This window comes from Sphingobium phenoxybenzoativorans (assembly GCF_018286635.1).
Taxonomy (GTDB): domain Bacteria; phylum Pseudomonadota; class Alphaproteobacteria; order Sphingomonadales; family Sphingomonadaceae; genus Sphingobium; species Sphingobium phenoxybenzoativorans.
Window position 1 is genome coordinate 4,794,282 of the sequence record NZ_CP073910.1, and the last position, 18,616, is coordinate 4,812,897.

The 18,616-nt window shown below is 64.2% G+C and carries 19 protein-coding genes; 15 read left to right on the forward strand and 4 right to left on the reverse strand.

All coding sequences use genetic code 11. From position 1 onward, the window contains the following. Genes KFK14_RS23735 through KFK14_RS23760 form a run of 6 tightly spaced genes read left to right on the forward strand, consistent with a single transcriptional unit; the run spans window position 1 to window position 4,047 of the window. The gene (locus tag KFK14_RS23735) at window positions 1-834 is read left to right on the forward strand and encodes a nucleotidyltransferase domain-containing protein (RefSeq protein WP_212609394.1); all 834 of its coding nucleotides are present in this window, start codon (window positions 1-3) and stop codon (window positions 832-834) included. Next, window positions 831-2,078, forward strand: coding sequence for a bifunctional phosphopantothenoylcysteine decarboxylase/phosphopantothenate--cysteine ligase CoaBC (gene coaBC / locus KFK14_RS23740; protein WP_212609395.1), 1,248 nt, complete (start codon window positions 831-833; stop codon window positions 2,076-2,078). The genes KFK14_RS23735 and coaBC overlap by 4 nt, the downstream gene beginning before the upstream one ends. Next, the gene (gene dut, locus KFK14_RS23745) at window positions 2,050-2,508 is read left to right on the forward strand and encodes a dUTP diphosphatase (protein ID WP_212609396.1); all 459 of its coding nucleotides are present in this window, start codon (window positions 2,050-2,052) and stop codon (window positions 2,506-2,508) included. Before coaBC ends, dut begins: the two co-directional genes overlap by 29 nt. Before the next feature lie 2 nt (window positions 2,509-2,510). After that, window positions 2,511-2,930 carry a hypothetical protein gene (locus tag KFK14_RS23750; RefSeq protein WP_212609397.1) on the forward strand — a complete coding sequence of 140 codons (420 nt, stop codon included), beginning with the start codon at window positions 2,511-2,513 and terminating at the stop codon, window positions 2,928-2,930. Beyond that, complete coding sequence (locus tag KFK14_RS23755; protein WP_212609398.1) at window positions 2,927-3,694, forward strand: HesA/MoeB/ThiF family protein; 768 nt, start codon at window positions 2,927-2,929, stop codon at window positions 3,692-3,694. The genes KFK14_RS23750 and KFK14_RS23755 overlap by 4 nt, the downstream gene beginning before the upstream one ends. After that, window positions 3,682-4,047, forward strand: a complete 366-nt coding sequence (locus KFK14_RS23760; protein ID WP_212609399.1) for a peroxiredoxin — start codon at window positions 3,682-3,684, stop codon at window positions 4,045-4,047. Before KFK14_RS23755 ends, KFK14_RS23760 begins: the two co-directional genes overlap by 13 nt. Before the next feature lie 249 nt (window positions 4,048-4,296). Here the strand turns inward: KFK14_RS23760 and KFK14_RS23765 are convergent, their stop codons facing one another. Then, window positions 4,297-4,926 carry a class I SAM-dependent methyltransferase gene (locus KFK14_RS23765; RefSeq protein ID WP_070157796.1) on the reverse strand — a complete coding sequence of 210 codons (630 nt, stop codon included), beginning with the start codon at window positions 4,924-4,926 and terminating at the stop codon, window positions 4,297-4,299. Window positions 4,927-4,967: 41 nt separating this feature from the next. After that, the gene (locus KFK14_RS23770) at window positions 4,968-5,885 is read right to left on the reverse strand and encodes a LysR family transcriptional regulator (protein ID WP_070157805.1); all 918 of its coding nucleotides are present in this window, start codon (window positions 5,883-5,885) and stop codon (window positions 4,968-4,970) included. Window positions 5,886-6,011: 126 nt separating this feature from the next. Here KFK14_RS23770 and KFK14_RS23775 point away from each other — a divergent pair, with 126 nt between their 5' ends. Further along, window positions 6,012-7,508, forward strand: coding sequence for a CoA-acylating methylmalonate-semialdehyde dehydrogenase (locus KFK14_RS23775; protein ID WP_212609400.1), 1,497 nt, complete (start codon window positions 6,012-6,014; stop codon window positions 7,506-7,508). A gap of 69 nt (window positions 7,509-7,577) precedes the next feature. On the opposite strand, the gene KFK14_RS23780 is transcribed toward KFK14_RS23775, so the two are convergent. Beyond that, window positions 7,578-7,889 (reverse strand): GIY-YIG nuclease family protein, encoded by a 312-nt coding sequence (locus KFK14_RS23780; protein ID WP_212609401.1) that lies wholly within the window; start codon window positions 7,887-7,889, stop codon window positions 7,578-7,580. Between the two features lie 68 nt (window positions 7,890-7,957). On the opposite strand from KFK14_RS23780, the gene KFK14_RS23785 reads away from it, so the two are divergent. The 4 genes from KFK14_RS23785 (at window position 7,958) to mmsB (ending at window position 12,107) form a co-directional block, all read left to right on the forward strand. Further along, window positions 7,958-9,103 carry an acyl-CoA dehydrogenase family protein gene (locus KFK14_RS23785; protein ID WP_212609402.1) on the forward strand — a complete coding sequence of 382 codons (1,146 nt, stop codon included), beginning with the start codon at window positions 7,958-7,960 and terminating at the stop codon, window positions 9,101-9,103. 133 nt (window positions 9,104-9,236) lie between these two features. Continuing rightward, window positions 9,237-10,319, forward strand: coding sequence for an enoyl-CoA hydratase/isomerase family protein (locus tag KFK14_RS23790; protein WP_212609403.1), 1,083 nt, complete (start codon window positions 9,237-9,239; stop codon window positions 10,317-10,319). A 16-nt stretch (window positions 10,320-10,335) separates the two neighbouring features. Further along, window positions 10,336-11,115, forward strand: a complete 780-nt coding sequence (locus KFK14_RS23795) for an enoyl-CoA hydratase-related protein (protein ID WP_070157800.1) — start codon at window positions 10,336-10,338, stop codon at window positions 11,113-11,115. Window positions 11,116-11,228: 113 nt separating this feature from the next. After that, window positions 11,229-12,107, forward strand: a complete 879-nt coding sequence (gene mmsB, locus KFK14_RS23800; RefSeq protein WP_212609404.1) for a 3-hydroxyisobutyrate dehydrogenase — start codon at window positions 11,229-11,231, stop codon at window positions 12,105-12,107. Window positions 12,108-12,118: 11 nt separating this feature from the next. Here mmsB and KFK14_RS23805 read toward each other — a convergent pair whose 3' ends face one another. Then, window positions 12,119-13,822, reverse strand: coding sequence for a molybdopterin-dependent oxidoreductase (locus KFK14_RS23805; RefSeq protein ID WP_212609405.1), 1,704 nt, complete (start codon window positions 13,820-13,822; stop codon window positions 12,119-12,121). A 540-nt stretch (window positions 13,823-14,362) separates the two neighbouring features. Between KFK14_RS23805 and KFK14_RS23810 the strand changes: the two genes are divergently transcribed. From KFK14_RS23810 to mobA, 4 genes are all read left to right on the forward strand, one after another. Next, a complete protein-coding gene (locus KFK14_RS23810; protein ID WP_212609406.1) occupies window positions 14,363-14,698 on the forward strand; it encodes a hypothetical protein in 336 nt (111 codons plus the stop codon). Window positions 14,699-14,792: 94 nt separating this feature from the next. Continuing rightward, entirely contained in the window at window positions 14,793-16,466 is a 1,674-nt protein-coding gene (locus KFK14_RS23815; RefSeq protein WP_212609407.1) for a GMC oxidoreductase, read from the forward strand. A 46-nt stretch (window positions 16,467-16,512) separates the two neighbouring features. Then, window positions 16,513-17,919 carry an amino acid permease gene (locus KFK14_RS23820; protein WP_425516645.1) on the forward strand — a complete coding sequence of 469 codons (1,407 nt, stop codon included), beginning with the start codon at window positions 16,513-16,515 and terminating at the stop codon, window positions 17,917-17,919. After that, the gene (gene mobA / locus KFK14_RS23825; protein ID WP_212609409.1) at window positions 17,916-18,449 is read left to right on the forward strand and encodes a molybdenum cofactor guanylyltransferase; all 534 of its coding nucleotides are present in this window, start codon (window positions 17,916-17,918) and stop codon (window positions 18,447-18,449) included. The genes KFK14_RS23820 and mobA overlap by 4 nt, the downstream gene beginning before the upstream one ends. Window positions 18,450-18,616 lie beyond the last annotated feature (167 nt).

Below are 18,616 nucleotides of genomic sequence, written 5' to 3' on the forward strand. Positions count from 1 at the left end.
ATGCTTGCTCCCCTCCGATCCATTCCAGAAATCTTCGACCCGGTTACGGTCGCGCAGATCGACGCAAGGCTGGACGAGATTGAAGCCAGTGACCATGTGGTCATTGGCTGGGCGATCGAAAGCGGAAGTCGCGCTTGGGGCTTTCCATCGCCCGACAGCGACTATGATTGCCGCTTTATCTATGTGCGGCGACAGGATGACTATCTGTCCCCCTGGATGCGGCGCGACGTAATAGAAACGCCGCTCGATGGCGTCCTGGATGTGAACGGTTGGGACCTTGGCAAAGCGGTCAAACTGCTGCTCAAGGGCAATGCGGTCGTAATCGAATGGCTAACTTCGCCCATAGCGTATCGCGGAGATATTTGGCTGCGGGACGCATTGCTGGATCTTGCCAGACGATATACCGATCGCGATGCGGTGGCTCGTCACTACCTCCATCTGGGCGAGGCGCAGCGGCGAAAATATTTTTCTGATGAGAAGGATGTTGCGCTCAAAAAGCTGTTCTACGCATTGCGGCCAGCCGCTTCCCTGCGCTGGATGCGCCACCATCCTGGCGAACGGATAGCCCCCATGCATTTCCCTACATTGATGGAACAATGCGAGCCGTCCGCCGAAGTTCGTTCCATTGTGGCTGAACTCATCGCACGCAAGGCCGCTTCCAAGGAAATGGGCAGTGCGCCGCTGCCGCAGCCAATCCGCGCCTTTGTGGATGACGAGTTCAAAGCCGCCCGCGCTTGTTTCGCATCTACCAGCCAAGTAGCGAGCGCAGAAGCGCGAACAGCGGCCGAAAGGCTTTTCCGCGCCGCAATCCGGCGATATGCACTAACTTCATGACCCCACCCCGCATCCTCCTCATCGTCTCCGGCGGCATCGCGGCCTACAAGGCGCTGGAGCTGGTGCGTATGCTTCGCCGTGACGGGATCGCCGTGCGGGCGGTGATGACGAAGAGCGCGGAGAAGTTCGTGACGCCGCTGTCGCTGGGCGTGCTGACCGAGGATCATGTCTATGGCGACATGTTCGACCTGAAGGAAGAACGGGAGATCGGCCATATCCAGCTTAGCCGTCAGGCGGACCTGATCGTCGTCGCCCCCGCCACGGCCGACATATTGGCGAAGATGGCGGCGGGGATCGCCGACGACCTGGCGACCACCATATTGCTCGCCACCGACAAGCCGGTGCTGGCCGTGCCCGCAATGAACGTGCGGATGTGGCACCACAAGGCGACGCAGCGGAACCTGGAAAGGCTGCACGCCGACGGCATCCACATCCTTGAGCCGGACAGCGGGGCGATGGCGTGTGGCGAATATGGCAAAGGCCGCCTGCCGGAGCCTGAGGCGATCCATGCGGAGATCAAACGGCTGCTCGCCGCGCCGCGCCTGCCCGATCCGCTGAGCGGCCAGCCCGATTTCGCCGGGCCGGAGCAGCCGCTTGCCGGGCGGCATGTGCTGGTGACGGCAGGCCCCACGCATGAGCCGATCGATCCGGTGCGCTACATCGCCAACCGGTCGTCGGGCAAGCAGGGCTTCGCCATCGCCCGCGCGGCCGCCGCCGCCGGGGCCAGAGTGACGCTGGTCGCGGGGCCGGTCGCCCTGCCGACGCCCGCCGGTGTCGACCGGATCGATGTCCAGACCGCGCAGGAGATGCTGGCGGCGGTCGAAGGCGCGCTCCCTGCCGACGCCGCGATCATGGTCGCCGCCGTTGCCGACTGGCGCGCGCAGGCGCCATCGGGGCAGAAGATCAAGAAAGCCGGAAACGCGCCGGAGCCACTCGCCCTAACCGAAAATCCCGATATCCTCGCGACGCTCGGCCATCATGCGAAGCGCCCCGCGCTGCTGATCGGCTTCGCCGCCGAAACGCAGAAGCTGGAGGAGCATGCCCGCGCCAAGCTGGCAAAGAAGGGCGCTGACTGGATCGTCGCAAACGATGTGTCGGGAGACGTGATGGGCGGCGACGCCAACCGGGTCCATATCGTCACCGCCAGCGGCACCGAAAGCTGGGAGGACCTGCCCAAAGATGCCGTCGCCAACCGCCTGATCGAGAAAGTGGCCAATGCCCTCACATCCCCTGCCGACGATTAATATCCTGCTGAAACGCCTGCCACATGGCGAGGGGCTGCCCGCCCCATCCTACACCACCGAAGGCGCGGCCGGCATGGATGTGGTCGCGGCGGAGGAGCTGGACCTTGCCCCCGGTCAGCGGCACGCGGTCGCCACCGGCTTCGCGATGGCGATCCCGCCGGGCTATGAGGTGCAGGTGCGCCCCCGGTCCGGGCTTGCCCTGAAGCATGGCGTCACCGTGCCCAACACGCCCGGCACGATAGACAGCGACTATCGCGGCGAGCTGAAGATCATTATGATCAACCACGGGGCTGATGCCTTTCCCATTCGCCGGGGCGACCGTATCGCCCAGCTCGTCCCCGCCCCGGTGCAGCATGCCCGCTTCGCCGAGGTAGAAGAACTGGATGGAACGGCCCGTGGCGCGGGAGGGTTCGGATCCACAGGAGTGTGAGGATGAGGTATCAACTGGCCCTGTTGGCGACCTTTGCCATTCCTTCTTTCGCTTGTGCGCAGACATTGCCGCCCATGCCCACATCGCTGGAGTCTACGGAGCGCCTGACCCTGCCGAAAGCGGCCCGGACAACCGCGATGAGCAGCCTGAAAGGCTTTGCGGCGATCGAGCGCGGCAAGTGCAAGACGCCGGTCAGCGTCCAGAACAAGCTGAGCACCGTGTCCGTGCCGATGTTCGTGCTGGTGTCCGGGACGGGAAACGTGTCCAAGATCGTACCGCTCAACACCGACTGTCCCGGCCTTGATACCGTCGCGGCGACCGAACAGTTGCGCATGATGAAGGGCAATACGCCCGTCCCCGCCGATGGGCAGCCGCACTGGTACTGGACAACGCTGGATTTCTCCGTGGAATTTCAGGGATGACGTTGAGCGACGCGCAGCTTGAACGCTATGCGCGCCATATCATCCTGAAGGAAATCGGCGGCGCGGGGCAGGCCCGGCTGCTGTCCGCCCAGGTGGCGGTGATCGGCGCGGGCGGCATTGGCAGCCCGGCCATCCAATATCTGGCGGCCGCGGGCGTCGGCGCCATACGGGTCATTGATGATGACCTGGTATCCTTATCGAACCTGCAGCGCCAAACCCTGTTTGGCACCGCTGATATCGACCGGCCAAAGGCGGAGGCGGCGATGAGCGCCGTCGCAAGATTGAACCCCGATGTGAAGCTGGTGCCGATCAACCTGCGGATCACGCGGGACAATGCCGCGGACCTGCTGCGCGATACCGACGTCATCCTGGATGGATGCGACAATTTCGATACCCGCCTGGCCGTTTCCGACATAGCGACGCACCTGCGCATCCCGCTGATTTCGGCGGCCGTGGGGCAGTTTGACGGGCAGTTGGCCGTCTATCGCGGATGGGAAGCGGACAAGCCCTGCTATCGCTGTTTTGTCGGAAACGATCCCGCGCGGCCGGACGTGAATTGTTCCGATCAGGGCGTCGTTGGCGCGCTGACCGGCATTATCGGTAGCATGGCCGCGCTGGAGGTGATCCGCGCCATCTGTCCCTTCGGCGACGACAGCGCGGGCAAGGTGCTGCTTGCCGACACATTGTCCCTGCGGTTTCGCACCCTGTCCCTGCCCAAGGACCCGGCCTGCCCCGCCTGCGCGGCCCTGTCATGCCCGGCCTGAAGATCATTGTCCTGACCGCCGATGCCGAACGGTTTCGCGGCGCATTGACGATCGCGGCCGCGCATGCCGCGCTGGGCGAACCCACGGCGATCCTGTTGCAGCATGAGGCGGCGGCGCTGCTTCGCCAGCCGATCGCCGTGCCCGGCGACGCCATGCACGCCGCCCACGGCCTGCCCCCGCTTGCGACGTTGCTGGACGGCGCATTGTCTTTGGGGGTGGAGGTCATCGCCTGCCAGAGCGGGCTGAGCCTGTGCGGTCTGGCGGCGGAGGACCTGGACCAGCGGATCAGCGCGGGCGGTCCGGTGTCGTTCCTTCAGGCCATGTCACTGGACGACCGGCTGACTCTGGTCTGACAAACCGGGCATAATGCGATGGCGAATGCGACGGTATATGCAGTCCCGGCCTTTTCGCACCTTCATTTAAGATATTGAAATATGATTGTTAATTTCGGACCTGTTGGACCGGCCTTGTTGGAAGTGTCGACTTTGTAGGATCACGCCTGCGCGCCTGATGCGTTGGATTTGACCGCGATGTTGGAAGTGTCGCGTTTGCCGCACGGGCACCAGCGCGCGCCAATCCCATCAGGACGAAGATCCGTTGCGTCAGACCGGACGGGTGAAGCGGAACACCGTGGCGGGCGGGAAATTGCGCACCGTCTGCCCCACGCGCTCAACCTCCAGCCCGAGAAGGGCCATCGTGTCCCGGCTGATCGGCGGGCGCAGCGAATAGGTGAACTGGACGAAGCTGCCGCCCGGTTTCAGCATTGCGAAGGCTTCCGACAGGATGGCGATGTGCATCGCCTTGTCCATCGCCAGCAAGGGCAGGCCGCTGACGACGATCTGATAGTCGCCCGGCTTGCCCGCCGCGCTGGATGAGACGGACTGGGCGGGAACCTCCAGAATCGACACGCCGGGAAAATGGCGGCGCAGGCCGCGCGCGAAGGCGGGGTTGATCTCCACCACTTCCAGCATGTCGGCGGGCAGGCCCGTCGACAATATCTCGCGGGTGAATACGCCGGTGCCGCCGCCCAACTCCATCACCCGGCCGCCATCCGCCGCGATGTCGCGCACCATCAGGCGGGCGAGGTAACGGCTGCTCGGCACCACCGAGGCGGTCTGCCGGGGCTTTTTCACCCAGGCCGCCAGAAAGTTCAGATATTCCGACGCCTGCGTCCGGTGGTCGGGCATGCAATCAAGAGCGGATGCGCGGATGCGTTTGAACCTGTTCTGCATTGGCGCGACCCGGATGCTCCCTTCAAGGTTGGAGTCTCCGCTTAACGTGACGCGGACGTTACGTCGATAGGCCGGATGCGATCAACCGACAGGGAATCGACACGGCGTTGCAGCCATTGGGCGACTGCCGCGATCCGCGCCAGCGCCCGCATGTCGCCATGGGTGACCAGCCAGAAGCTGCGCTGTATCTCCACATCGGCATCCAGCACCGGCACGAGCCGTGGATCGCTGCGCCCGATAAAGTCGGGCAACACCCCTATTCCGGCCCCTTCAGCGACCATCCGGTGCTGCACATTGATGCTGGTGCTGCGCAGATGCGCCTCCAGCCCCGCCTCCACCTCGCCCAGATAGTCGAGTTCAGGCGAGAAAATAAATTCAGGGACATAGCCGATCAGCGTATGGTCGCGCAGGGCCGCGCGCTGCCCCGGATTTCCGGCCCGCTGCAGATAGGCGGGGGCGGCATAGAGGTGCAGGCGGTAATCACCCAGACGCCGGACCGCCAGCCGCCCGCGTTGCGGCCGCGCCAGCATGACCGCCATGTCCGCCTCCCGCTTCGACGGGTTGAGGAAACCGGAGGCAGTGATCAGGTCCAGCCGGATGCCCGGATTCTGCGCGTGAAAGTCTGCGAGGCCGGGGGCCAAAATCCATGTGCCGAACCCCTCGGCCACCGACAGGCGGACCTGACCCGACAGGCTGCGCGATTCGCCCGTCACCTCCTCCATCGCCGCCAGCGTGGCGCTTTCGACGGCCTCCGCATGGCGGAACAGCGCCTGCCCGCGTTCGGTAAGGCTGCGCTCTCCCCCGGCAATCTCGAACAGTTCGGCCTCCAGCGACCGGCCAAGCCGCGTCAGCCGCCGCCCGATCGTCGTCGCGTCGATCCCCAGCGTGCGCGCGGCCGGCGCGATCTTGCGCGCGCGGGCCACCGCCAGAAAAATCCGCAGGTCGTCCCAGTCGAACATCTCACCGCACCCCTGCAAAATCGCAGCGCCATGTTGCGCATGTGCCCCATTGTGTGCAATTCCGCAATGGTTCAGAAGGCGCGCCAACGACTCCATCAGGATCTATGCCGAGAGGAACCGCCGGTTATGCGTGAGATTTCCCACAAGCTTGCCTTTGCCCATGACGGCAAGGCCGCCCGTTACAGCGATGTGTTCGATCCCAATAATGGCGGCGTCCAGGCGCGTGTCGCGCTGGGCGACAAGGCCCTGCTGGATCAGGCCGTCGAAGCCGCGAAGAAGGCGCAGCCCGCATGGGCCGCCGTCAATCCGCAGCGCCGCGCCCGCGTGATGTTCAACTTCAAGGCGCTGGTCGAGAAGAATATGGACGAGCTGGCCCACCTGCTCTCGTCCGAACATGGCAAGGTCATCGCCGACGCCAAGGGCGACATCCAGCGCGGGCTGGAAGTCATCGAGTTCTGCTGCGGCATTCCGCACGTGCTGAAGGGCGAATATACGCAGGGCGCTGGTCCGGGCATCGACGTCTATTCCTTCCGCCAGCCGCTCGGCATCGGCGCGGGCATCACCCCGTTCAACTTCCCCGGCATGATCCCGCTGTGGATGTCCGGCGTCGCGATCGCCACCGGCAACGCCTTCATCCTCAAGCCCTCCGAGCGCGATCCGTCGGTGCCGGTGCGCCTTGCGGAGCTGTTCCTTGAGGCTGGTCTGCCCGAGGGCATCCTGCAGGTCGTGCAGGGCGACAAGGAAATGGTCGACGCCATCCTCGATCACCCGGATATCAAGGCGGTCAGCTTCGTCGGTTCGTCCGACATCGCCCATTATGTCTACAAGCGCGGCGTCGACGCCGGCAAGCGCGTGCAGGCGATGGGCGGCGCGAAGAATCATGGCATCGTCATGCCGGACGCGGACCTGGACCAGGTCGTCAACGACCTGTCCGGCGCGGCCTTCGGCTCGGCGGGCGAGCGCTGCATGGCGCTGCCGGTCGTGGTGCCGGTCGGTGAAAAGACCGCCATTGCCCTGCGCGAGAAGCTGATCCCGGCGATCGAGGCGCTGCGCGTCGGCGTCTCCACCGATGCGGAGGCGCATTATGGCCCGGTCGTCACCGCCGCGCATAAGCAGAAGATCGAGAACTGGATTCAGACCGGCGTCGATGAAGGCGCGGAGCTGGTGATCGACGGCCGCGGCTTCAAGCTGCAGGGGCATGAGGAAGGCTTCTTCGTCGGCCCGACGCTGTTCGACCATGTCACCACCGACATGGAAGCCTATAAGGAGGAAATCTTCGGCCCCGTGCTGCAGATGGTCCGCGCCGAAAGCTTTGAGGAAGCGGTGTCGCTGCCCAGCAAGCATCAGTACGGCAATGGCGTCGCGCTGTTCACCCGCAACGGCCATGCGGCGCGCGAGTTCGCGGCGCGCGTCGATGTCGGCATGGTCGGCATCAACGTGCCGATCCCGGTCCCGGTCGCCTACCACACGTTCGGCGGCTGGAAGCGGTCTGCCTTCGGCGACACCAACCAGCACGGCATGGAAGGCGTGAAGTTCTGGACCAAGGTCAAGACGATCACCCAGCGCTGGCCGGACGGCGGCGGCACCGGCGACAGCGCCTTCGTCATTCCGACGATGGGATGATGCATTGGGGAGCGGAAGCAGGCTTTCGCTCCCCATCGTCATGCTGACGAAAGTCAGCATCCATTGGCTCTATCTTTGAACGAGTGGTGGAAAGCCGAGCATGACAGCCCGATCTTCCCAGAACGGATTATCTTTCTCGATCAGCGCGACCTTCCATTCGCGACGCCAGTCTTTTAGCTGTTTCTCGCGCGAAATCGCCACATCCATAGTGTCGGCCATTTCGAAATGAACCAGCCGTTTTACGCCATAACGCGCAGTAAATCCGGGTATGGCGCCGGCGCGGTGCTGATCCATTCGTTGCAGCAGATTGGACGTCACGCCGATGTAAATCGTTCCGTGACGGCCACTGCTAAGAATATAGACGCAAGGTTGACGATCCATCGATATGCCAAGCTAATGGATGCTGACTTTCGTCAGCATGACGGATTTCTTCTTATGGACAAGATGTCATGACAACCCAGTTCGAGCTTACCGAGGACCAGCTCGCCATTCAGGATATGGCGCGCAAGTTCACCGCGGACGCGATCACGCCCCATGCGGCGGAGTGGGACGAGAAGCACATCTTCCCGCGCGACACGATCAAGGCGGCGGCCGATCTGGGCTTTGGCGGCATCTATGTGTCGGAGGAGTCGGGCGGCATCGGCCTGGGGCGGCTCGAGTCGGCGATCATCATGGAGGCGATGGCCTATGGCTGTCCATCCACCAGCGCCTTCATCTCCATCCATAACATGGCTGCATGGATGGTCGACCGCTTTGGTAGCCAGGCGGTGAAGGACAAATATCTGCCCGACCTCGTCCCGATGAACCGCATGGCGAGCTATTGCCTGACGGAAGCGGGCGCAGGATCGGACGCAGCAAGCCTCAAGACCAAGGCGGTCAAGGACGGCGACCATTATGTCGTCACCGGCTCCAAGCAGTTCATTTCCGGCGGCGGCGAGAATGAAATCTACCTCGTCATGGTCCGCACCGGCGACGACAGCCCGAAAGGGATAAGCTGCCTCCTCATCGAGAAGGATATGCCCGGCGTCAGCTTCGGCGCGCAGGAGAAGAAGCTGGGCTGGCACAGCCAGCCGACCGCGCAGGTCAATTTCGACGGCGTGCGCGTTCCGGTCGAAAATCTCGTCGGCAGCGAGGGCGAGGGTTTCCGCATCGCGATGATGGGTCTCGACGGCGGCCGCCTCAACATCGGCGCATGCTCGCTGGGCGGCGCGCAGCGCTGTCTGGACGAGGCCGTGACCTACACCAAGGACCGCAAGCAGTTCGGCCAGGCCATCGCCGATTTTCAGGCGACCCAGTTCACCCTTGCCGACATGGCGACCGAGCTGGAGGCCGCCCGCGCGCTGCTCTATCTCGCCGCCGCCAAGGTGACGGCCAATGCGCCGGACAAGACCCGCTTTGCTGCCATGGCCAAGCGCTTTGCGACCGACACTGGATCGTCCGTGGTCGACCGGGCGCTGCAACTGCATGGCGGCTATGGCTATCTGCAGGACTATCCGATTGAACGCTTCTGGCGCGACCTGCGCGTCCATTCGATCCTTGAAGGCACCAATCAGGTCATGCGGATGATCGTCGGACGGGACATGTTGCGGCAGTGAAGTGCTTAACCGACCTTTTTCCGTTCGGGCTGAGCTTGTCGAAGCCTTCCACTGAGCGCAGCGAAGTGCCTTCACTTCGTTCAGTCTGCCCCTTCGACTTCGCTCAGGGTGAACGGCGTTTGAGAGATAATCCATGACCGAAGAAGTCCTGACGTTCATCGAAAATGGCGTCGGCCGCATCCGGCTGAACCGGCCCAAGGCGATCCACGCGCTGACGCCGGGCATGTGCGAGGCTGTGAACGCAGCGCTGCTCGCCTGGCGCAAGGATGATGCCGTTGCCGCGGTCATGATCGACCACAGGCCCTCACCGGATGGCGATCCCAAATTGTCGCGCGGCTTCTGCGCAGGCGGCGACATCGCGCTGATCGCCAACAGCGCCAAGGGTGATTGCGTGGAGGCGGAACGCTTCTTCCATGTCGAATATCGGATGAACCATCTGCTGTTCGTCTATGAAAAGCCCATCGTCGCCTTCATCGACGGCATCACCATGGGCGGCGGGGTCGGCATCTCCCTCCCGGCCCGCTACCGGGTCGCGACGGAGCGGACGATGTTCGCCATGCCCGAAACCGGCATCGGCCTGTTCCCCGATGTCGGCGGCGGGTGGTTCCTGCCGCGCCTGCCGGGACGGACCGGCGCGTATCTCGCCGCCACCGGGGGCCGGATCGACGGCGCGGACGCAAAAGCGATCGGCCTCGCCACCCATTATATGCCTTCCGAAAAGCTGGAGGATGTGAAGGCGAAGATCATGGCCGATCCCGCTTCGCTCGCCGCGATCCTGGACGCCGGAACGGAAACCCCGCCGCCGTCCAAGCTGGAAAGCCAGCGCGCCGACATCGACCGGCTGTTCGCTTCCGACCGTTATGAGGACATACTCGCCGCGCTGAACGCCGACGGTTCGGAATGGGCGCAGAAGCAATTGTCGGTGCTGGCGACCAAATCGCCCCAGACGATCAAGGTGGCGCTGCGGCAACTGGTCGAGGGCGCGGCCTTCACCGATTTCGCCGACAATATGCGCAACGAATACCGGATCGCCTGCCACGTCATCCGCCGTCCCGATTTCGTCGAGGGCGTGCGCGCCGTGATCTTCGAGAAGGATAATGCGCCGAAGTGGGAGCCTGCCACACCCGAAGCTGTTACCGACGCCCTTGTCGATTCCCTTTTCGCGCCCCTGCCGCCGGAAAAGGAATGGACCCCATTGCCTGAATTAAGCGCCTGACCAGGGAGCCTGAACCATGTCCTATGAAACCATCCTCGTTGAACAGCGCGACGCCGTCACGCTCATCACCATCAATCGCCCGCAGGCGCTGAACGCGCTCAATACGCAGGTGCTGGCCGAGCTGTCGGACGCCTTCGCGAAATATGACGCCGACCCGTCGCAGCGCTGCGCGGTCCTGACCGGCAGCGGCGAGAAGGCGTTCGCCGCCGGCGCGGACATCAAGCAGATGGCCGACAAGCCCGCCTCCGACTTCTTCCTGGAGGATTTCTTCTCCGGTTGGCAGCGGGATGTGGTCGCGACCCGCAAGCCCTGGATCGCGGCCGTCGCCGGTTTCGCGCTGGGCGGCGGATGCGAAGTGGCGATGATGGCCGATTTCATCATCGCCGCCGACACCGCGAAATTCGGGCAGCCGGAAATCAAGCTGGGCGTCGCGCCCGGCATGGGCGGTTCGCAGCGCCTGACCCGCGCGGTCGGCAAGGCGAAGGCGATGGAAATGTGCCTGACCGGCCGGATGATGGACGCGGCGGAGGCCGAGCGCGCCAGCCTGGTGTCGCGCGTGGTTCCGGCCGCCGACCTGCTGGACGAGGCGCTCAAGACCGCCGCCACGATCGCCGCGATGCCGCCCATGGCCACCATGATCAACAAGGAGATGGTCAATCTGGCGTTCGAGAGCGGCCTCAATCAAGGCGTGCTGAGCGAACGCCGCCTGTTCCAGATCCTGACCGCCACCGAGGACAAGATGGAAGGCATGGCCGCCTTCGTCGAGAAGCGCCCCGGCGTCTGGAAGGGACGGTAACGCCGTCCGGTCGTCACCCCAGCGAAAGCTGGGGTCTCAGGCGACGGGCGCAGCATAGAGGCATGAGATCCCAGCCTGCGCTGGGATGACGATACAAGTCGGAGAGTATCCCAATGACCACCACCATCGCATTTATCGGCCTTGGCAATATGGGCGGCGGCATGGCCGCGAACCTTGTGAAGAACGGTTATGCCGTGCGGGCGTTCGACCTGTCCGAAGATGCGCTGGCCAAGGCCGAGGCGGCGGGCGCGACCCGCAGCACCGGCGCGGCCGACGCCGTTGCCGGAGCCGATGCGGTGGTCACGATGCTGCCCGCGGGCAAGCATGTCGAGGCGGTCTACACCAACGAAGTGTTCGGCGCGGCGAAGCCCGGCGCGCTGTTCCTCGATTGCTCAACCATTGACGTCGCGACCGCCCGCCGCGTGATCGAGGCAGCGACGGCCAAGGGTTTCGAGATGGTCGACGCGCCCGTTTCCGGCGGCATCGCCGCGGCCAATGGCGGCACGCTGACCTTCATGGTCGGCGGCGAGGATGCGGCCTTCGCCAAGGCCAAGCCGATCCTGTCGGCCATGGGCAAGGCGGTGATCCATGCGGGCGGCGCGGGCACCGGCCAGGGCGCGAAAATCTGCAACAACATGCTGCTGGGCGCGACGATGGTCGCCACCTGCGAAGCCTTCGCCATGGCGCAGAAGCTGGGCCTGGACCCGCAGACCTTCTATGACATTTCCAGCGTCTCGTCCGGCCAGAGCTGGTCGATGACCAGCTATTGCCCGCTGCCCGGCGTCGGCCCGCAGACGCCCGCTGACAATGATTATCAGGGCGGCTTCGCCGTCGCGCTGATGCTGAAGGACCTGAAGCTCGCCACAGAGGCGGCGGCGTCGGTCAACGCCAGCGTGCCGATGGGCAACGCCGCCGAAGCGCTCTACCAGCTTCTCGCCAACAAGGGCGAGGGCGGCAGGGACTTCTCCTCGATCATCAAGCTGCTGAGCTGATCACCGGACGGTTAGGCGCCGGGGAGGAGAGTCTTTCCGGCGCTTAAGGATATCGCCTGCTCCACCGGCATCAGCCGCGCCCGCCCATCGGCTGTGTGAAAGCGGCCGTCCATGAACGGCGCGCCGCCCCAACGCCACGATGTCATTTCATCATAGGCCGGGTTGGATATCGCGGCATGGCGGCGAATGTCGAACAGCCGCGCCCCCGCATTGCCATAAGCGGACAAGCGGGCATGTTCGCGATACACCTCCGCCGGATAAGCGAAATAAAAGGCGTCGCGCCAGCCCATGTCGCGCGCCACCTGAGTCATGATCCACCAGTGCGGCCGCGCCTCTCCGGCAGTGGGGAAGAAAGGCCGCTGGCGGCTGATCATCCGGTCGAAGCCGCTCGATGTTCCGTTCTGCTCCCCCCATCCGGCGGCGGGCAGGTGCACGTCCGCAGGGCTGTCGTCCGCGACGCTGTGCGAATGGATGACGAACAGGCCCGCCGCCTGCGCATCCCGGATGATGTCCGCATCCTGCGGTTGCAGCACATCGTCCCCCACAAGCCAGAGCGCCCTTGTTTCCGGGCCGATCAGGTGACCGGCGCTTTCCACCGGCTGCGCGGCCATGTTCGCGCCGCCCCAGAAGCGGCCGGCGAGCGCGACATGATCAGCGGTGAAGTCCATATGCGCCGCCAGGGTGGCGGGCGATATGCCGACCTCCCGCGCGCCCATCGCATTGGATGCCGCCGCCAGGGGAAATGGCGCGGCCCCCGGCCTGCCGATCCGCCCGGTCGCAAGATGCGCGTTGAGCACCGCCCCCGTCAGGGAAGCATCGCCGAACAGGGTCATTGTTTTCGGGTTTGCGGCGAACAGGTCGTAAAAGGACTGCAGATCGGCGGGCGCCAGATCGCAGGCGCGGGCGGTGGACCACAGGTCATGCCCCTCCTCAAGCGCATCCCAGAAGCCCCGCGGCGCGGTCACATGCGATTCAAGGAATGGCCGGTCGATAATTCCGGCGCGGCGGGAAAAGGCGAGGAGGCCGGTGAACAGGATGGTTTCCGTGCCTGGCCGGATCGCCAGATGCCGGATCGCCAGATGGATGTCCGACGCCGCGCCGTCTTCCGGCTTCTCGCCGCCGATCATCACGATCGTCGCGTCCTGACTTTCCTGCGCCGCGACAATCCTGCGCCACAGGATCGGGAGGTCCCGCCGGATATCGGTTCCGGCGATGATGACAAGCTTCGCCCGGTCAATGTCGTCGGCCGTCGCGGGCACGACATCCTCGCCCAACGCCATGATCAGCGCGTCTGCCGGAGAATGAGGGGCCGGAGAATGAAGGCCGGGAAGCGGGGTCGCCGGGAGGATGGCGATGTCCGCCGATCCGATGAAGCCCTTCATCATCTTGTTCGCGATATAATAATCTTCGGTCAGCAACCGGTCGGACAAGCGCATGGCGACGCTCTGCGGACCGTAGCGCGCGACGATATCGGCCAGGCGCTTTGCGATATGGGCTGCGGCCCTGGGCCATCCCGCTTTCCTGCCCTGGATTTTCGGATGCAGCAGACGCTGGTCCAGAGATGCGGATTCACCCGGCTGAACGGCGCGGTGGCAAAGATCGCCCCGATTCGCGGGATGGCGCATGTCCCCCTCCAGCTCGACGCGCCGGTCGTCGAGCGTGCGCGCGACAACCCCGCAGCCGACGCTGCATTCCGCGCAGATGGAGCGGATCAAGCTTGGCGTCGGCCTCACCGCGACACATGCCCCCGCCGACGGTCGATACTCGCCATTTTTACAGCCATGCCTCGACCGGTCCCATGGCTTCGAAGCCCTAACGCCTCACCTCCATCCAGTAAACGGCCGTCCGGCGCGCGAGTCGCGCTGGCTGGCGGGGCGAAGTCGCCGGACCTGAATCATCCGGGCCGTAAAAATTTTTTGCGTTCCGCCCGATACCGCATCCCAACCCGTCCCATCATGCGGGCTGGCAAGGACGTCATGCCCGGCGCTGGGCGGCGGGATGGCGGGGCGTCGCCAGACATAAAGCAGAAACATTGATTTATATCAGCTTTTTGCTGCTCCGCAGCATGCGTTGGCGGGGGATGCGCAGCGGCGATAGGGCGCGCGGCCTTGCGCCGATTGGGCCCTCGCAAAGAGGCGGACCCGCCTCAGCCTTCATCCCGTAAAGAGACAAAAGGAAACTCCATTCCTTTTCGCGCTTTTGTCATTTGCTTTTTGTCAAATCCTCATGCCCTATAACCTATGTAAAGGAATCGCATGAAGCCGCCCAAATATCAGATTCAGTCAATGATAGGCGTTCTTATGGTGTTTGCGCTGTGCGGCGGCGCTCTGTTGATTTCGTTATTTACGGAATTGTTAATGTTATCGCCGATAGGGGCGTGGAGTTCATTTAGTGTTTGGCAATCCTTGTTGGGTGGTTCGCTGGACTTTCCCAACGCGATTTCCCTTTCATTGACGGTTTCAGCCTTATCGTTGGAACTGTTCGTCATTATTATTCTGGGGGCGATCGCAATTCGTCGTAATGAAGCGGCGGAACTTGATTGCCGCATACATGCAAGCCGGCCGGCATGCGCGAGAGGACCACTCGCCTGACGGCCTTGATACTGAACTGGAATGGCAGGCCTGGTGGGGGGATGCCGATTTGAAAATCGCATAGTCCGGGTTACGCCGGGGGAGTTGCCACTTCATGTTTGTCGATACCAAGACCCTTGATCAGGATAGCGTCGTCCGTTCGGGAATCTGCATCGTCGGTTCGGGTCCGGCCGGCGTCGCCCTCGCGACCGAATTGCTGAATGCGGGCATATCCGTTTCGATCATAGAAAGCGGCGGGCTGGACAAGGACGCCAGCGATCTGGGGCAACCGGCCAAGACGTCCGTCTTTCCCGATCATCGCGGCATCTGGACCAACCGGCAGTTCGGCGGCAACGGCAATCTGTGGCACGTCAATGCGGGCCTGGGACCCAACCACCTCCGCCTTTTGCCGATGACCGCCGCCGATTTCGAGGCGCGGCCATGGATCGACGATAGCGGCTGGGCCGTCCCCTATTCCGACTTCGCGCCTTATTATGACCGGGCGCAGGCCTGGTTCGACCTGGATGCGCGCAGCTATACGCCCGCCGATTGGGAAAGCGCAGACACCAGCGCGCTGGCGCTGCAAGGCACCGGCGTACGGACCGGCATGTTCCATTTCGCCTATAAAGAGGTGATCCTGAAAACCTATCGCGCGGCGATCAATGCGTCCCGCGATGTCAGCGTCTATTACAACGCCACCGCCACGAAGCTGGACATGGACAAGGGCGGCAAGCGGATTACCGCCGTGCGCGCGGTCACCGCGCCGGGCCATGAGGTCGTTTTTGAGGCCGACATGTTCGTGCTGGCCCAGGGCGGCCTGTCGACGCCGCAACTGCTGCTGGCCTCGACCGACCGGCACCAGAACGGCATCGGCAACCAGAATGACCTGGTCGGCCGCTATTTCATGGATCACCCCTTGCTGTTCGGCGGCACTTTCACGCCCGCCTCGCGCGATCTGATCGACCGCATGGCGCTTTACGATCTGCGCCGCATCGACGGCATGTCGGCGATGGGTCATCTGCAGCTCACCGACGAAGTGCTGCGCCAGGAGCAGTGCGTGAACCTGAGCGGCATCCTGTTCCCCCGGCGCAGCATGGGCGCGCGGCGGGAGGCCGGGTTCCAGGCGTCGCAGCGCCTGCGCGCCGCTATGCAGAAGCGCGGCAAGTTCAATATCGGCGACATCTTCACCGCGGCAAAGGGCGTCGATGGCATCGGCCGCCAATTCTACGACCGCCTGTTCGCGCCGATTTCCCATCTGGGCATTGGCGGCTGGTCCAACAGGGAAAGGCCGTCGGAGGAGTTCGACCATTTCGAAGTCCTGCATCAAGTGGAGCAGCCGCCCCGCCGGGATAACCGGATCGTCCTGGGCAAGGAACGGGATGCGCTCGGCAATCGCCGGATCGAAATCCATTGCACCTGGAATGATGCGGACATGGACATGGTGCGCAAGTCGCAACAGATCATGGCCCGCGAAATCCGCAAGAGCGGCATCGGCGAGTTCAAGGTGCAGGATCCGGTCGAGGTCAAGACCAGCTCCACCACCCATTTCATGGGCGCGACCCGGATGCATGACGACCCCACAAAGGGCGTGGTGGATTCGCAGTGCCGCGTGCATGGCGTGGACAATCTGATGATCTCCGGATCCAGCGTGTTTCCGACCGGCGGCTACGCCAATCCCACACTGTCGATCGTGGCCATGTCGATCCGTGTCGCGGACCAACTGAAGCGCGACTTTCGCACGTCAGGGCTGAACAGTTCACGCGCGGGCGGGACTCTGGTCACCGCCTGATTTCGTCCCTACACTCCCTCTCCGGCCACCGGGGAGGGACATGGGCATGAAGAACTGGATGCAGCGCAAGGCGGTCGGACTCGATAGCCTTGCCAGCCATCATCGCCTCAATCCGACGCTTAGCTGGTGGCATCTTGTCGCCCTGGGCGTGGGGGCGATCGTCGGCACCGGCATCTATACGCTGGTCGGCGTCGGCGCCAATCTCGCCGGACCGGCCGTCACCCTCTCCTTCCTGATCGCCGGGGCGATCTGCGCCTGCGCCGCGCTGGCCTATGCCGAGGTGGCGACGATGATCCCGGCGTCGGGCAGCGCCTATACCTACAGCTATGTCGTGCTGGGCGAGATCATCGCCTGGGTCGTGGGCTGGAGCCTGATCCTGGAATATTCGCTGGTGGTGAGCGCGGTGGCCGTGGGCTGGTCGGGCTATGCCGTGGGCTTCCTGCACTCGATCGGCCTTGACCTGCCGCTCGCCATGTCCGCCGGGCCGCATGCCGGCGGCCTGATCAACATTCCGGCGATGCTGATCGTCGCGGTCGTCGCCGGCCTGCTGGCGCTCGGCACCAAGGAAAGCGCGACGGTGAATGCGATACTGGTGCTGGTGAAAATCATTGCGCTGCTGATCTTCGTGGTCGTCGCGCTCCCGCATTTCGATGCGTCGCATTTCAAACCCTTCATGCCCTATGGCTTTGCGAAGCATGATGTCGACGGCGTGCAGCGCGGCGTGATGGCGGCGGCGGCGATCATCTTCTTCGCCTTTTACGGCTTCGACGCCATTTCGACCGCGGCGGAGGAAGCGAAGCGGCCGGGCCGCGACCTGCCGATCGGCATCATCGGGTCGCTGGCGGTCTGCACGGCCGTCTATGTCGGCGTGGCGGCGGTGGCGGTGGGGTCGATGTCCTACACCGTCTATGCCAACAGCCCGGAGCCGCTGGCGCTGATCCTGCGCCAATTGGGGCAGGGCGGCACGGCGGCGATCATCGGCGCGGCGGCCATCATCGCGCTGCCCACAGTGATCCTCGCTTTCCTCTACGGACAAAGCCGCATCTTCTTCGTCATGGCCCGCGACGGCCTGCTGCCCGCCAGTCTGGCCAAGGTCAATGCGCGCACCGGGACGCCGATACGCATCACCGCGCTGACCGCCGTCATCGTCGCGATCCTCGCCGGACTGGTGCCGCTGGATCAGATCGCCGCGCTGGCCAATGCGGGGACGCTGGTCGCCTTCATGGCGGTCGCCACCTGCATGCTGGTGCTCCGCCGCCGCGCGCCGGACGAGCCGCGCCTGTTCCGGTCGCCGCTGCCCTGGCTGGTCGGGCCGGGCGCGATCATCGGCTGCGCCTATCTGTTCATGAGCCTGCCGTCCCAGACGCATCATTTCTTCCTGTTGTGGAATGCGATCGGGCTTGTCCTCTATATGGTCTGGATCGGCCGCAGGTCCGGCGCCTCCGCCGGATGACGGCGGGCGCGCGCCGCCTTGGCGCGATCATCGCGGGCGGCCAGTCGCAACGGTTCGGCAGCGACAAGGCCATGGCTATGATCGACGGGCGGCCGATGATCGACCATGTGATCGCCGCGCTCCGTCCGCAGGTCGACGAACTGGTCATCTGCGGCCGGGCGTGGCCCGGCCTTTCCTCCATTGCCGACTATCCAGTGCAGGGCTTCGGTCCGCTGGGCGGCCTTTGCGCGGCGCTCGACCATGCGGCGCGGGGGAATTTCGATGCCGTCCTGACAACGCCGGTCGATGTCCTGCCGGTCCCGGCCAACCTCGGCGATCTGCTTTCGGGGGAAAGCGCTGCGGTGTTCGAGCGGCAATATCTGATCGGCCACTGGCCCGTGCGCTACCGCGACGCCCTGCTTACCCATATCCAGGAGGGCGGCAGGCGGGCGTTTCGCGCATGGCTCGACACGGTAGAGGTGCGCTATGCGCCGGAGCCGTTCCCCATGCACAATGTCAATTTCGTCGAAGACATGCCCAAGGAAATCTAATGCGCGCAACATCATTGCTTGATGGACATATCTCTACGCGATGGATAGACAAAATGCCGAGCCTATGCTCCGCGGCTTTTGAAGGACAGCTTGCTCCGCGTCACCAACGGCTAAAGCGCACGTTGCCAAAGCGACCACGCCCGGTTTCGTGTTTCCTGCGCACAGGA